Raw genomic sequence first — 13,945 nt, 5'->3', positions numbered from 1 at the left:
CTTGTTGCGGGCGGGACTCGGAATACTTAGGGCGCACTTAAGGGAGCGCAATGGTCCGGTTATGGAAACGCTCTCAAGGCCTCACCATGGGCCCGACGGCCGTTGCCGGACGGGTCGTCGGGGCACGTAGGGGCGGCAGCTGTGGAGGTGCTGTGCGTACCGGCGGAAGAGCCCCGCGGGAAGAGCGCCGGATGCGTAGCGTGTGCGCACGATGACGGCCCGTCAGGAGGCGATCGTTCATGGGAAACGGAAACGCGAGCGGTATCGGGAAGGCGCACACGCACGCGCACACGCATGCACCGGCCCGGCGCACCTTCCTCACCGCCGCGGGCGCCGCCGGCGGCGGTCTCGCCCTCGGCCTGAACCCCCTCGCCGCCGCGCCGTCCTCCGCGTCCGCGCGCCGCACGGTCGCCGTGCTCGGCGGCGGCGTCTCCGGGCTGACGGCCGCACAGGAACTCGCCGAGCGCGGCTACGAAGTGACCGTCTACGAGTTCTACGACGCGCTCGGCGGCAAGGCCCGCAGCATGGACGTACCCGGCACGGGCGGCGGTGCCGGGCGCAGGCCGTTACCCGGCGAGCACGGCTTCCGCTTCTTCCCCGGCTTCTACCGGAACCTGCCGGACACGCTGCGGCGCATCCCGTTCCCGGGAAACCCGGACGGAGTCCACGGCAATCTGCGCAACGGCACCGACTCGCTGATGTCTCGCAGCGGCGGGCGGCCCGATCTCCACATCCCGCTGCGCGGAGCGACCACCCCGCCCGCGCCCGGCGACCTCACGGCACGGTTCCTGCGGGAGACCGTAACCTCCGCGCTGGACACCGCCCTCCACCTCCCGGCGCACGAACTCGCCTACTTCGCCGACCGGTTGCTCGTCCACCTCACCAGCTGCGACCGGCGGCGCGAGCAGCAGTGGGAGAAGGTCCCGTGGTGGGACTTCATCAGGGCCGGGGAGATGAGCCACGACTACCAGCGGCTGCTCGGGGTGGGCATGACCCGCAACCTGGTGGCGACGAAGGCCGAGGAGGCCAGCACCCGTACGGTCGCCCGTACCGTCATCGAGGCGTTCATCCTCTACGGCATTCTCGGCCTCGGCCAGGACGGCGAGCCGGACCGGGTGCTCAACGCCCCGACCAGCGAGGCCTGGATCGACCCGTGGGTCCGGCATCTGCGCTCCCTGGGCGTCACCTTCGAACTCGGCACCGAGGTACGGGAGTTGGTCTACGGCGACGGCCGTGTCACGGGGGTGCGGGTCGCCGCGCGGGACGGCGGGGACGCCCGCACGGTGACCGCCGGCCACTACGTCTCGGCGCTGCCGGTCGAGCACGCCCGCAAGACCTGGGGCCCCGCGCTGCGTGCGGCGGATCCGCGGCTGGCGCGCTGCGACGAGCTGAAGGTCGACTGGATGGTGGGCGTCCAGTTCTACCTGCGCGAGCCGGTGTCCGTCGTCCACGGTCACGCAGACTACATCGACTCCCCCTGGTCGCTGACGTCCATCCACCAGGCGCAGTTCTGGGACGGCCGCGACTTCCGCGCGGACTACGGCGACGGCCGGGCCGCTGACTGCCTGTCGGTGTGCGTCTCCGAGTGGGACGAGCCCGGGATCCTGTACGGCAAGACGGCCAAGGAATGCACCCGCGAGGAAGTGCGCGCGGAGACGTGGGCGCAGCTCAAGGCCGCGCTCAACGACGACGGCAAGAAGGTGCTCGACGACGCCAACGTGCACACCTGGTTCATGGACCCGGCGGTCACCGGCATCGGCGGACCGCACCCGGCCAACCGCGAGCAGCTCCTCGTCCACCCGACGGGCACCCTCCACAACCGCCCCCCGGCGGCCACCGCCGTCCCCAACCTCTTCCTCGCGGGGGACTACGTGCGTACGGACGTGGACCTGGCCACGATGGAGGGCGCCAACGAGTCGGCGCGCCGGGCGGTCAACGCGCTGCTGGACGCGGACGGTTCGGGCGCCGAGCGCTGCCGTATCCAACTGCTGTACCAGCCCCCGGAGTTGGAGCCGCTCAAGCGCGTGGACGAGACCCGCTTCCGGCTCGGCCTGCCGAACACCTTCGACGTGGGGTGAGGCGGGACGGGGTCAAGTCGAGGCGGGGCTAGGCGGGGTGGGGCGAGTCGGGGTGGGGTGAGAGCGACGCGGGCGCGGGGCGCGTCACCCGCGACCGCAGGGGGCGCGCGTCACGCGCGCCGTAACGGCCTGCGAGTTCGGCTGCGGTTGCGGCGTTCGCGGTCGGTGCGGCGGCGTCCGAGGCGCCGGCGATCCGCCTCGCCGCCGTCCAGCGTCAGCCACACCCGTATCTCGGTACCGCCGAGCACCGACGGCCCGATGCGCACATCGCCGCCGGTGGACTCGGCGACCCTGCGAACGATGTCCAGCCCCAGGCCCGTTGAGCCCGGCTTGCCGTCGCCGTGCCCGCGGCGCAGGGCCGCGTCGGGGTCGGCTATGCCCGGGCCCGCATCGGAGACGAGCACGATCACCGAGTTGCTCGCCGGTCCTCCGTGGTGGACGTCCACGGAGAACGCGGTGCCCTCCGGGGTGTGCCGGAAGACGTTGCCGAGCATCGCGTCGAGCGCCGCGGCGAACTCGGTGCGGGCGACGGGCACCCGCACCGGCCGGTCCACGCCGGCCAGCCGCGCCTCACGGCCCTCGTCCTCCGCGAGCGCCGACCAGAACGCCATGCGTTCACGTATCACCTCTGCCGCGTCGCAGGCCGCGGACTCCAGGTTGCCCGTCGTCTGTGCCCGCTGCTCGCGCTGCTCGCGCGCGGTGCTGATGATGTGGTCGACCTCGCTCTCCAGCGTGGCCACCGCCTCACGGGTGTGCTCGGCGGCGTCGCCGTTGCCCAGCGAGGCGGCGTTCAGGCGCAGCACGGTCAGCGGCGTACGCAGCCGGTGCGACAGGTCGGCGGCCAACTCCCGTTCATTCGCGAGGAGTTGTACGACCTGATCGGCCATGGCGTTGAACGCGACGGCCGCGGAGCGCAGTTCGCTCGGCCCGTCCTCCGGCACCCTCACGCCCAGCTTGCCCTCGCCCAGGGAGTGCGCGGCGGCGGCCAGCCGTCCCGCCGGGCGCACCATGAGCGTCCCCAGCCGGTCGGCTACGGCCACCGAGCCGAGGATCAGCGCGATGCCGACCCCGGCGAGGATGAGCCAGGAGGTCGTGACGTTGTGGGTGACCTCGTCGTTCGGGATGAAGACCTCGACGACGGCGAACTCGCCGCTGGCGACGGCCGTCGGCCGCAGCAGCGTGTAGCCGCCGGGAACCGTGACCGTGGAGGCGCGGCCCTGACGGCGCGCCGCGGCCAGCTCCTCACGGGTGGCCCGCTGCCTGCCGACCTCGACGGGGCTGTCCGGCCCGGCGCTGCGCCCCGCCTTCGACGACGAGCCGGAGGCCTGCGGCACGTGCACGGCGAGCCGTCCCTCACCGCCCGCCTGCGTGCTGACGACGGCCTTCTCCAGCTGCTGCCGGTCGGTCGTGATGGCCAGCACCGGACCCACGGTGGCGGCCTGGCGCTCGGCGTTGGAGAACGCCCTGTCCCGAGCCGTCTCCTTCACGACCAGCCCCAGGGGCACGGCGAAGGCGATCACCACCATGACCGTCACGGCGAGGCACACCTTCACCAGTGCCCATCTCATGCCCGTATTTCCTTTCTCAGGGCCGCTTCCGCGGCCACTTCCGCGGCCGTCGCGGCGGCCTCACCGGCTGCCGCTCTCACGCCCGCGCCTCCCCCGGCGCCTCCAGCTTCACCCCGACACCCCGGATGGTGTGCAGGTAGCGCGGCCTGGCCGCGGTCTCGCCCAACTTCCGCCGCAGCCACGACAGATGGACGTCGATGGTCTGGTCGTCCCCGTAGGACTGCTGCCACACCTCGGCCAGCAGCTCCTTGCGCGCCACCACCACACCGGGCCTCCCCGCGAGGAAGGCCAGCAGGTCGAACTCGCGCCTGGTCAGGTCCAGCACCATGCCGTCCAGCTCGGCCTGCCGCCGCAGCGGATCGATGGCCAGGCCGCCGACCTTCAGCACCCTCTCCGTGACCGTGCCGGATCCGCCGCCACCGCCCGTACCGCTCTGCGCACGGCGCAGCACGGCGGACATGCGGGCCGAAAGGTGCTCCACGGAGAAGGGTTTGACCAGATAGTCGTCCGCGCCGTCGTTGAGCAGCCGGACGATCTCGTTCTCGTTGTCACGGGCCGTGGCGATGATCACCGGCACGTCGGTGATGCCGCGCAGCATCTTGAGCGCCTCGGCGCCGTCCAGGTCCGGAAGGCCCAAGTCGAGGATCACGACGTCGAATCCGTACTGCGCGACTTCTCTCAGCGCCTCCAGCGCGGTACCGACGCTGCGCACCACATGCGAGGCGTCCTTGAGGTGCCGGATCAGGGCGGAACGTACGAACTGGTCGTCCTCGACCACGAGCACACGAGCCATGTGCGCACGTTAGTCCATACCGAGACGCGAGTGAGCTGGTTGCAGCTATGGTGACAGGGATGGGACGACGAGGAATCGTGCACGCGGCCGCTTGGGCATCGGCCACAAGCGCCGCAGTCACGCTGTCATGGTTCGGGGTTCACACCGTGCTGGCCAGCACGGAGTACGACCCGCCACGCTCGCTGCCCATCGCCGACGGCGATACGCCGACGACCGGTCCCGGATCGCCGTCCCCGCAGCAGCCCGAGCCGACGCCGTCGCCGACGAAGACCGCACCCTCGGTGCCGGAGAAGCCGCGTCCGACGAAATCCGCACCCGCGCCCGGCGGCGGCGACCGTACGACGAAGCCGCCGTCCGGTCCCCGGCCGAGCGAACCCGACGAATCGGGGCGGGTGCAGGGCGCCAGCGTCGCGGGCGGCCGGGCGGTATTCGACATGCGCGACGACTACGCGACGCTGGTCTCGGCGACGCCCAACGACGGCTGGGAGACGCAGGTCTGGAAGGACACCACCTGGATCCGGGTGACCTTCTCCAAGGACGGCGCGTCCTCGTCGATCTTCTGCCGCTGGGACGGCGCACCGCCGCGCATCGAGTCCTACGACAACGGCTAGGGCCGACGGCCGACGGCCGGGCGTACGACGGCTGCCGCTGTACGGCGACGGCCGGAGACCCCGGGCCGTGCCGCAACCGCCCATACTCTCCGCTCACTTGAAGGCGTCGTCCGGCGGCATCGGCGAAGGCCGTGCCGTCGCATCCGTGACCGGCGGTGCGCCGCCCGTGAAGGCGGCCAGGGAGTCGCCGGACTCCACGCGGCCCGGATGAGGATCGCCCGCCGAGCGCCTGGACAGCTCCGCGACGGGCAACTCCCCGTCGGTGGCGGCCAGTACGGCGTTGCCGAAGCGTCTGCCGCGCAGCACGGCCGGGTCGGCGGTGAGCGCCGCCGTGCCGAACACCTCGCGCACGGTGGCGACTTGGGAACGGAGATGGTCCAACGGGCGGCGCCTGCCGCGGTGATCGGGATCGGCACCGTCACCGGCATCGCCTGAGCCGTCTCCGACGCCGGCGCCTCGGCCGCTCCCGGGCCCGTCCGCGATGTTCGCCGCGTAGATCCCGCCGGTACGCAGCACCCGCCGTACCTCGTGCAGGAATTCGGTGCTGGTCAGGTGCGCGGGCGTACGGGCGCCGGCGAAGACGTCCGCGATGACGAGGTCCGCCCACTGCGAAGGGAGCCTGCCCAGGCCCTCCCGTGCGTCGCCGCCGCGCACCCGGATGCGCCAGCCGCGCTCCAACGGCAGTTCCCTGCGTATCCATTCGGACAGCGCCGTGTCCTTCTCGACGACCTGCTGCGTGGAACGGGGCCGGGTGGCGGCGACATAGCGCGCGAGGCTCAGCGCCCCGCCGCCGAGGTGCAGCACGTGCAGCGGGCGTCCCGGCGGTGCGGCCAGGTCGACGACGTGACCGAGCCTGCGCTGGTACTCGAAGCCGAGGTGGGAGGGGTCGTCCAGGTCGACGTAGGACTGCGGTGCGCCGTCCAGCAGCAGCGACCATCCGTGCGCGCGGTCCGGATCGGGTACGAGCTGCGCGCTGCCGCCCTCGACCTCGGCGCTCAGCACCCGGCGTGAGCGGCGGCCGCCGCCGCGTACGCCCCGCGAGCCGCGGGCGCTCACGGCACCTCCGGCACCTCCGGCGTCTTCGCCGTCGCCGCCGCCGCGTTCGCTCTTCGCGCCGCCGCCGCGCCGCCGTCCGCCCTTCGCCACCCGTCCAGTATCGCCGGGGACCGGCCTTAGCCGGTCACGCGCAACCGGTGACGCCGCAACCCCTCACGCCGCAGCGGGTCGCCTCTCCCGGCGGCCCGTCACTGACAGCGGTCGACGGCCTCGATCGTGCGCGCGGCCTCGCCCAGCGCAGCCCGCAGCATCGACGCGTCGGTGGCCACCCCGAACGCCCACTCCGGCGGCACGAGCCAGCCCGTACCCGCAAGTGGCGGCTCCTGCACGACCGTTCGGGGCCGTCCCGGGGTCTGGGTGCACGCACTGCCCGGCAGGTCCCAGCACGCCGCCGTGCCCGGCGGCACGAGAAAACCCACCTCGTCGCCTTCCCCGTCGCACAGCAGAACCGGACCGAGTCCGTCGCGCAGACGCAGGATGTCGACGGCCTCCAGGCCCTGCCGGGCGGGCACCGTCACCAAGTCGCAGGGCACACCGCCGGAAACGGTGCGGACTCCCAGACCGGTGTCCATCCGGACCCCTCCTCCGAGCTCCTCCGCAGTGGTCATGCAGAGTTCAACGGCCGGGGGCGTCAACGGGCTACGGCACACCACGCCACAAAGGATGGCACTTCATGGCAGATGATGGGTGAGATATCCGTTTTGTAGCGGAACCCAGCGTGGCGGTCACGTCACAGCCGGTACCGTCCGGCCATGGCGTCGTCATCATCCGCGTCGCAGGGCCCGCACCCCGTGCCCAACGAGGCGTTCCGGCAGCTGCGCGGCACGCTGTCGCCTGCCGAATTCGCCGCGGCCGTACGGCGGTCCGGGCGCGAGATCGGTGAACACGTCGCCTGCGACGCGCGCTACATCGGCCGGGTGGAGGCCGGCGAGATCCGCTGCCCCAACTACGCCTACGAGCGCGTCCTTCTGCACATGTTCCCGGGCCGCACGCTCGCCGACATGGGCTTCGCCAGCCGTGAGGCCGTACGCGGCCGGTCGGGCCGCCGCACCCGAGAGGCTTACGGAGGTGACAATTCGCCCCCGTATGCGGCCGCGCTGACCGCCGTATCCCGTACGCTCAACGGTCACCACATCAGCCCCGACAGCCCCAACAACCCCGCAAATCCCAGTAGTCACAGTAATCACAGTGGTCACAGCGACCCTGGAGACCCCGAAAGCCCCAGCAGCTCGGGCAGTTCACCGGCCTGTCCCGACTCCCGTACCTGCACCTTCTGTTCAGACTGTTCCGAGATTCACGAGGAGAGCGACGTGCTACGTCGCGCGTTCATGATCGGCGGCCCGGCGGCCGCCATGACCGTCATGCCGCCACTGGGCGCCGTGGCGACGGCCGCGGACGCCCGCACCGCGTCCGTGCACCCGCACCGGCGCGTCGGCGAGGCCGAAGCCGAGGCGCTGGAGAAGGCCGTGCGGCGCATCCGGCTGCTGGACGACAGACACGGCGCCGACACGCTCTACCGGCGCGCGGGCGACTCCCTCCGCAGCGCATACGAACTCCTCGACTCGGGCACCGCCCAACGCCAGTCCGTCACCGACCGCCTGCACAACGGCGCCGGCGAACTCGCCATCTCCGTGGGCTGGTTGGCCCACGACTCCGAGCACTTCGGCGACGCGCGCTCGCACTACGCGGAGGCACTCGCCACCGCCCGCGTCGCCGCCGACCCGGCGCTGGAGGCGCACGCCTTCTGCAACACCGCGTTCCTCGCCCGGGACGCCGGCCGCCCCCGGGAGGCCGTGCGTGCCGCCCAGGCCGGGCAGCAGGCGGCCAAACACCTGGGCTCCGCACGGCTGTTGTCCCTGCTCAGCATGCGGGAGGCGGGCGGCTGGGCCGGGCTCGGCGACCGTACGGCCTGCGAGCAGGCGCTCGGCAGGGCCCACGCCCTCTTCGCACGCGGGCCCGCCGACCCCGACCCGGCGTGGATGAGCTTCTTCGGCGAGGCGGAACTCGCGGGTCTGGAGGCGCAGTGCTGGTCGGCGCTGCACGACTGGGAGCGGGCCGCCGACCGGGCCAGGCGCGCGGTCGCGCTCCAGGACCCGCACTTCGTACGGAACAGGGCGCTGTTCACGGCCGAACTGGCGGGCGACCTCGCGGCGTTGAAGCGCCCCGAGGAGGCCGCGGAGGCGGGCGGCAAGGCCCTGGCGCTGCTGGGGCCCGTACAGTCCACGCGCATCCGCGGGATGCTGGGCACGACGGCGAGGCGGCTGCGTCCGTACGCGGGCGACGGCACCGTCGACGCGTTCCTGGCCGAGCAGGACAGGGCGCTGCCGCGGGCTCGCACGGCGTGAACTGAGCACCTTGTGAACGACGTACGGGCGTGAACTGGGCGCGACGTGGGCTGCGTACGGCGTGAGCTGAGCGCTGTATGAGGTGCGCCCGACCCCTGGGCCAAGCCGGGCGTGGGACCCCGCGCGGCCCGAACCGCCTTGCGGGGGCGGCCCGTTCGGGGCCCGTTCGGGTCGCGTGCCCAGCCGGGTGCCGCGCTCAGTCCAGGTGCCCGGTGTCGTTCCAGCGCCCGACGGCGGGGCTGCCGTACGCCCAGCCCAGCACGGAGAAGGAGGCCGCCGCCAGCGAGAGGCACGCCCCGAACGGAACCTCCTGCCCCAGCCAGCGCGCACCCAGGACGCGCAGGAAGTGGCCGTGCGCGAAGAGCAGCACGTCTCGGTCGGCCGATCGCGCCCACTCCACGACGCCGTCGGCGCGCGCGGCGACCTCGCGCATGCTCTCGCCGTCGACGACGCCGTCGCGCCACACGAACCAGTCCGTCCCGCTGTCCTTCCGGATCTGTTCCGTCGTCAGGCCCTCGTACGCGCCGTAGTCCCACTCCTTCAGGGCGTCCCACTCGCGCGCCCGTTCGCCGAAGCCCGCGATCTCGCACGTCTCCCGGGCGCGGGAGAGCGGGCTGGTGCGCACCTCGGCGCCGGGCAGCCCGTTCCACGGCTCGCGCGCCAGGCGCTCGCCGAGCAGGCGGGCGGCGCGGCGGCCCTCGTCGAGGAGGGGGACGTCGGTGCGGCTGGTGTGCCGTCCGGCGGCCGACCACTCGGTCTTGCCGTGCCGTACGAGCAGGATGCGCGCTGCCATGGGGAACCTCTCAGCCGTCGGGGACGGACTCTCGCGGACTCGGGATTCGGGACCCGGTACTCCGGCCCCGGGAATCCGGACTCGGAAAACCGGACCGGGAACTGCGGACCGGGAACTGCGAACCGGGGGGCCATCTCTGCCCTTCCCGGCCCATGTTGGCCCGCCGGACCGCCGTAAGCTGCATGAGGCACGCGGGCGGAGGCAGCCCGTCTGTCAGTCACGGATGCCACACTTCCGCAGGTAATGCAGTCTTCCGCGAGGCGACGCCGATGACCCACTCCGACGGCAGCGCGAGCTCCCTGCGCGGGCGCCTCGCCGAGCTGCGCGGCGGCCCCGACGTACCACCGCGCCCGCTGGACGCCCGCGCCCTCGCCGCTCTCGCCGCGAATCCGGGCTGCCGCCGGCGCGCGCTGCTGGACGGTGCGGGCGTCGACAAGGCCGCGCTGGCGCAGGCGTTGGGGGCTCCGGCTCCCTTCGGGCAGTCGCAGTTCGCCTTCGCCCGCGGCAACTCCTTCGAGGCGAAGGTCAAGGCGGACGGCGGCGCCGAGCTGGTCCGGCTGCTGTGCGCCCGTACGGGAGAGACACCGCCGGAGCCGGACGAGGTCGTCCTCCCGGACCTCGCCGCCGACGGGCCCGCTGGCCGTACGGCTCGTACGAGACTGGCCCTGCGGCCCCCGGAGGACGGCGGGCGGGCACGCTGGGCGCTGCTCTTCCATCCGATGCTCGCGCTCGAAGTGGCCGGTTCGACGGCCTTTCTGGAGCCGGACGCGATCGCCGTGCATCCGGACGGCCGCTGGACGGTCGCGGAGATCAAGTCCTTTCCGGTGCTGGACGGTTCGGCCGACGCGGCGAAGGTCGGGGCCGCCGCCCGGCAGGCGGCGGTGTATGCGCTCGCGCTCGAAGAGGCGGGCGTGGAGGGGACGGTGCGCGAGCAGGCGCTGCTGGTGTGCCCTAAGGACTTCTCCAACCTGCCCACTGCTCACGGCGTCGACATCCGCAAGCAGCGCGCCAGCACCCGGCGTCAACTCGCGCGTCTCACCCGCCTGGAGGAGATCGCGGCGGAGCTTCCGGCGGGGACGGTCTTCGATCCGGCCCTGCCCGCGCCCGAGTTGACCGCCGCGGTCGAGTCGGTGCCCGCCGCCTACGCGCCGGAGTGCCTCGCCACCTGCGAGCTGGCCTTCCACTGCCGCGACCGTGCGCGCGCCGCCGGCGCGGTGGAGTCGCTGGGCCGGTCGGTGCGCGGTGAGCTGGGCGGCTTCACGACGATCGACTCGGTGCTGCGGGCGGCGGGTGTACGGACGGACACGCGTGAGGACCCGGGTGCTGCGACGCATACGCCCGCCCCCGCCGAGGCGGGCACGGCCACGCCAGCGGACGCAGATACGGACTCCCGTGCAGACGCCCATACGGACCCCGACGGGCCCGCGGTCGCCGCGCTGCGGCGGGCCGCGAGCCTCCGCGCGGAAGCCCTGGGAGGCGCCCCGTGCTGACCGCCGCCCCGGCCCGTACCGTCCGTGCGGATCCGCCCGACTGCCGGGAGACGCCGTGTCGTTGATGTCCGCGCTCGCCCGGATGGAGGCCGCGGCGGCCGGGCGGGCACAGCCCAGGACGACCGTGCGCCACCGGCATCTCGCCGAACGGCCCCTGGTCTTCGTCCCGTTGACGACCGCGGGTGAGGCGGGAGCCCCGCTCGGGGCCCTGGTCGGCACCGAGCGGGAGCGGCCCGAGCTGCTGATCGTGCCGCAGCCGCGGGACCGCGATCTGCGCTTCGCCTTCCTCGCCCGCCTCGCCGAAGTCGTCCTGCCGCACGTGGAGTCGGCGGAGGACGACGTCGAGTGGGAGGAGCGCAAGGAGACCGACCCGGAGTCCGGCAAGAAGGTCACGGTCCAGGTCGAACTCTGCGCGGACGCACCCCAGTTGATCGTCCCCAACGGTCCCGGCGCCGACTTCGTGCGGCTGCTCGGCCGGTCCATGCGCTTCCGCCGTACGGCCGAGGAGGACCCGGAGGCGCCCTATCCGGCTCCGCCGCGCGTGCCGCTGCTCGGCCGGTGGCTGACGCAGTACGGTGAACGGGCCCGCGTGCCCGGCTCCTCGCTGCTGCTGTCGATGACCGACCTGCTGACGCGCCACTGGGCCACGGGCCAGAGCTCGCTGGAGGACCAGCACCTGGGCGCGCTGCTGGCGTGGATCGACCCGCCGGACGGTCTGAGCGGCGGCGAGGCGGCGCTGCGCGCGGAGGTCGAGCGGGACGCGGCGGGGCAGTTGGTGTGCCCGCCCGCGGGCCCGGCCACCGACCCGGCGTTCGACAACAGGCTGCTGGCACCGGCGATCGACCGCTTCGACGCGGGCCTGCCCGGTGCCGAGGACGAGGTGCGCGAGCTGATCGCCTCCCAGCTCCGCCCCTCCTGGGACGCGGTGTGGCGCGGCATCGGCCTGCTGCGGACGCTGCCCGAGGGCGGGCATGTGGCGGAGCGGTTCAAGCGCGACCGCTGGTCCTATACGGCGCACCGCGACCGGGTGCGCGGCGGGGAGCCGCCGCAGCCCCGCCGCGACGACGCCGTGACGGCCGCCGCGAAGCTCGCACAGCGCGAGCGCGAACAGGCGCGGCTGGAGGCGCAGGAAGCGCTGGACGATCCGCTCGTGATGGCCGAACGGCGGTTCGCGGGTGAGGCGTTCGCGGGAGAGGTCACGGCCGTGGAACCGGCGTACTCGGAAGGCAAGCGCCAGATGCCCCGCCCCCTGGTCACGTTGCGCACGGACGACCGTCCGCATCTCGTCCCCGGTGCCAAGGCGCACCGGACGCTGGACGAAGGCGCCCGCCAGAGCGCCGAGTTCGTGGCGGCGGACGAGCACGAGCCGGGCCTGCTGACGCTGCGGCTGACCGGGGGCATGGGGCGCGGCAAGGAGCCCGCGCCCGGCACGGTGCCGGAGAAGGGCGACCGGCTGTGCTGGACGCTCTTCGAGCACTCGCCGCGCGGCGGCCCGGACCTGCCGGAGATGGAGGACACGCCCTGGACGCACGGCGGCCCGCCGGCGGTCGCCCCGCCCACGGGAACAGCGGACGGTACGGGCACGACGGGCGGCACGGGCACGGCGGGCGGCACGGGCACGGCAGACGGATCTGTCACGCCGGGCGGCACCGGATCCGCAGCCGCACAGCCGGCGCTCCCCCACCCCGACCCCGACCCCGACCCCGTGACCAGTGAGGACCTGCTGTGAGCGCGCCCGCACGCCCGCACGCCCCCAGTGCCGATGCCGGTGAGGGTGCCGATGAGGGTGCCGATGAGGGTGCCGCCGAAGGCGACCAGGGCGTCCCGCCCGGCGACGCCGCCGCCCGCGCCACCGACGCGATCCTCCACGACACGCTCCACGGCACCGGCCGCGGCGTCGTCGTCGACTCCCCTCCGGGCGCGGGCAAGTCGACCCTCGTCGTACGCGCCGCACGCGAACTGGCCGCGGCCGGACGGCCGTTGATCGTGATCGCCCAGACCAACGCACAGGTCGACGACCTCACCGCCCGGCTGGCCGCCGCCGACCCCGAGCTCCCGGTCGGACGGCTGCACAGCAGCGAGTCGCACCCATACGATCCCGCGCTCGACGACCACCCGTCCGTCGTCCCCTCCGCGAAGATCGGCGACCTCGCGTCGCTGCCGGTCGTGCTCTCCACGGCGGCCAAGTGGGCCTGGGTGAAGCGGGATCCGGAGAAGGCGCCGTGGGCGCACGCGATCGTGGACGAGGCGTACCAGATGCGTTCCGACGCCCTGCTCGCCGTCGCCGGTCTCTTCGAGCGCGCGCTCTTCGTCGGCGATCCGGGCCAGCTCGACCCGTTCAGCCAGGTCGGTGCGGAGCAGTGGGCGGGGCTCACGCACGATCCGTCCGCGAGCGCCGTGACGACGCTGCTGTCCCACAACCCGGATCTGCCGCAGCACCGGCTGCCCGTCTCGTGGCGGCTCCCCGCGTCGGCGGCGCCGCCGGTCTCGGACGCGTTCTATCCGTACACGCCGTTCCGCAGCGGCAGCGGCCCCGGAGACCGGCGGCTCGTCTTCGACTCCGAGGGGGACGGCTCCGCGGCGGACCGGGTGATCGACGAGGCGGCGGGCTCCGGCTGGGGCCTGCTGGAGCTTCCGGCACGTCTGACGCCGCGTACGGACCCGGAGGCCGTCGCCGCCGTCGCACACGTCGTGGGCCGGCTGCTCACCCGCGGCGGCGCCACCACCGACGAACGCTCCACGGCCGCGGCCCCGCTGACCGCCGCCCGCGTGGCCGTCGGCACAGCGCACCGCGACCAGGCCGCGGCGGTACGGGCCGCGCTGGCGGGGCTCGGCCTCCCCGAGGAGCTGCACGCCGCGGACGTCACCGTCGACACCGCGAACCGGCTCCAGGGCCGGGAGTTCGACGTGACGGTCGTGCTCCACCCGCTCTCCGGCCGCCCCGACGCGACGGCGTTCCACCTGGAGACGGGCAGGCTGTGCGTGCTGACCTCGCGGCACAGGCACGCGTGCGTCGTGGTCTGCCGCGCGGGCGTTCCACGGCTGCTCGACGACCACCCCGCCACGGAGCCGGTCCAGCTCGGCGTCACCGTGAAGTTCCCGGACGGCTGGGAGGCCAATCACGCGGTCCTGGCGCATCTGTCGGCCCACGCGGTGCCGTGGGACGGGTGAGCCCGCCGCCCCGGAGCCCCGCCGCCCCGGTGTGCCGTAG

12 protein-coding genes are annotated in these 13,945 nt (G+C 73.6%); 6 read left to right on the top strand and 6 right to left on the bottom strand.

All coding sequences use genetic code 11. The features are described from left to right. Window positions 1-239: 239 nt before the first annotated feature. The gene (locus HCC61_RS00855) at window positions 240-2,078 is read left to right on the top strand and encodes an FAD-dependent oxidoreductase (protein ID WP_169133268.1); all 1,839 of its coding nucleotides are present in this window, start codon (window positions 240-242) and stop codon (window positions 2,076-2,078) included. Window positions 2,079-2,188: 110 nt separating this feature from the next. On the opposite strand, the gene HCC61_RS00850 is transcribed toward HCC61_RS00855, so the two are convergent. From HCC61_RS00850 to HCC61_RS31395, 3 genes are all read right to left on the bottom strand, one after another. Next, entirely contained in the window at window positions 2,189-3,646 is a 1,458-nt protein-coding gene (locus HCC61_RS00850) for a HAMP domain-containing sensor histidine kinase (protein WP_169133267.1), read from the bottom strand. Between the two features lie 76 nt (window positions 3,647-3,722). Beyond that, on the bottom strand, window positions 3,723-4,439 hold the full coding sequence (locus HCC61_RS00845) for a response regulator transcription factor (RefSeq protein WP_169133266.1): 717 nt from the start codon (window positions 4,437-4,439) through the stop codon (window positions 3,723-3,725). Between the two features lie 139 nt (window positions 4,440-4,578). Then, window positions 4,579-4,875: a hypothetical protein gene (locus HCC61_RS31395; RefSeq protein ID WP_346776957.1), complete on the bottom strand. Its 297-nt coding sequence runs from the start codon at window positions 4,873-4,875 to the stop codon at window positions 4,579-4,581. Here HCC61_RS31395 and HCC61_RS31390 point away from each other — a divergent pair. Further along, entirely contained in the window at window positions 4,874-5,050 is a 177-nt protein-coding gene (locus HCC61_RS31390) for a hypothetical protein (protein ID WP_346776956.1), read from the top strand. The two genes, HCC61_RS31395 and HCC61_RS31390, sit on opposite strands and share 2 nt — an antisense overlap. A 93-nt stretch (window positions 5,051-5,143) precedes the next feature. Here HCC61_RS31390 and HCC61_RS00835 read toward each other — a convergent pair whose 3' ends face one another. Both HCC61_RS00835 and HCC61_RS00830 read right to left on the bottom strand, forming a co-directional pair. Then, window positions 5,144-6,052, bottom strand: coding sequence for a fused MFS/spermidine synthase (locus HCC61_RS00835; RefSeq protein WP_346777010.1), 909 nt, complete (start codon window positions 6,050-6,052; stop codon window positions 5,144-5,146). 242 nt (window positions 6,053-6,294) lie between these two features. After that, the gene (locus tag HCC61_RS00830) at window positions 6,295-6,678 is read right to left on the bottom strand and encodes a hypothetical protein (protein ID WP_169133263.1); all 384 of its coding nucleotides are present in this window, start codon (window positions 6,676-6,678) and stop codon (window positions 6,295-6,297) included. A gap of 180 nt (window positions 6,679-6,858) precedes the next feature. On the opposite strand from HCC61_RS00830, the gene HCC61_RS00825 reads away from it, so the two are divergent. Beyond that, window positions 6,859-8,451, top strand: a complete 1,593-nt coding sequence (locus tag HCC61_RS00825; RefSeq protein ID WP_169133262.1) for a tetratricopeptide repeat protein — start codon at window positions 6,859-6,861, stop codon at window positions 8,449-8,451. A 196-nt stretch (window positions 8,452-8,647) separates the two neighbouring features. Here the strand turns inward: HCC61_RS00825 and HCC61_RS00820 are convergent, their stop codons facing one another. Continuing rightward, complete coding sequence (locus tag HCC61_RS00820) at window positions 8,648-9,244, bottom strand: histidine phosphatase family protein (RefSeq protein ID WP_169133261.1); 597 nt, start codon at window positions 9,242-9,244, stop codon at window positions 8,648-8,650. 269 nt (window positions 9,245-9,513) lie between these two features. Here HCC61_RS00820 and HCC61_RS00815 point away from each other — a divergent pair, with 269 nt between their 5' ends. The 3 genes from HCC61_RS00815 to HCC61_RS00805 all read left to right on the top strand — a co-directional run bounded on the left by HCC61_RS00815 (window position 9,514) and on the right by HCC61_RS00805 (window position 13,905). After that, window positions 9,514-10,734 (top strand): hypothetical protein, encoded by a 1,221-nt coding sequence (locus tag HCC61_RS00815; protein WP_169133260.1) that lies wholly within the window; start codon window positions 9,514-9,516, stop codon window positions 10,732-10,734. A 55-nt stretch (window positions 10,735-10,789) separates the two neighbouring features. Then, window positions 10,790-12,463: a hypothetical protein gene (locus HCC61_RS00810; RefSeq protein WP_346776955.1), complete on the top strand. Its 1,674-nt coding sequence runs from the start codon at window positions 10,790-10,792 to the stop codon at window positions 12,461-12,463. Window positions 12,464-12,594: 131 nt separating this feature from the next. Then, entirely contained in the window at window positions 12,595-13,905 is a 1,311-nt protein-coding gene (locus tag HCC61_RS00805) for an AAA family ATPase (protein ID WP_346777009.1), read from the top strand. Window positions 13,906-13,945 lie beyond the last annotated feature (40 nt).

The sequence above is a fragment of the Streptomyces sp. HNM0575 genome (assembly GCF_012726265.1).
Taxonomy (GTDB): domain Bacteria; phylum Actinomycetota; class Actinomycetes; order Streptomycetales; family Streptomycetaceae; genus Streptomyces.
The sequence above is the reverse complement of the archived record's forward strand: the minus strand, read 5'-3'. Positions and strand labels throughout refer to the sequence as shown.

Coding starts and splice junctions, on each gene's coding strand:
- HCC61_RS00825 (WP_169133262.1), top strand. CDS start 6,859: ATGGCGTCGTCATCATCCGCGTCGCAGGGCCCGCACCCCGTGCCCAAC.
- HCC61_RS00845 (WP_169133266.1), bottom strand. CDS start 4,439: ATGGCTCGTGTGCTCGTGGTCGAGGACGACCAGTTCGTACGTTCCGCC.
- HCC61_RS00850 (WP_169133267.1), bottom strand. CDS start 3,646: ATGAGATGGGCACTGGTGAAGGTGTGCCTCGCCGTGACGGTCATGGTG.
- HCC61_RS31390 (WP_346776956.1), top strand. CDS start 4,874: ATGCGCGACGACTACGCGACGCTGGTCTCGGCGACGCCCAACGACGGC.
- HCC61_RS31395 (WP_346776957.1), bottom strand. CDS start 4,875: ATGTCGAATACCGCCCGGCCGCCCGCGACGCTGGCGCCCTGCACCCGC.
- HCC61_RS00815 (WP_169133260.1), top strand. CDS start 9,514: ATGACCCACTCCGACGGCAGCGCGAGCTCCCTGCGCGGGCGCCTCGCC.
- HCC61_RS00830 (WP_169133263.1), bottom strand. CDS start 6,678: ATGGACACCGGTCTGGGAGTCCGCACCGTTTCCGGCGGTGTGCCCTGC.
- HCC61_RS00855 (WP_169133268.1), top strand. CDS start 240: ATGGGAAACGGAAACGCGAGCGGTATCGGGAAGGCGCACACGCACGCG.
- HCC61_RS00820 (WP_169133261.1), bottom strand. CDS start 9,244: ATGGCAGCGCGCATCCTGCTCGTACGGCACGGCAAGACCGAGTGGTCG.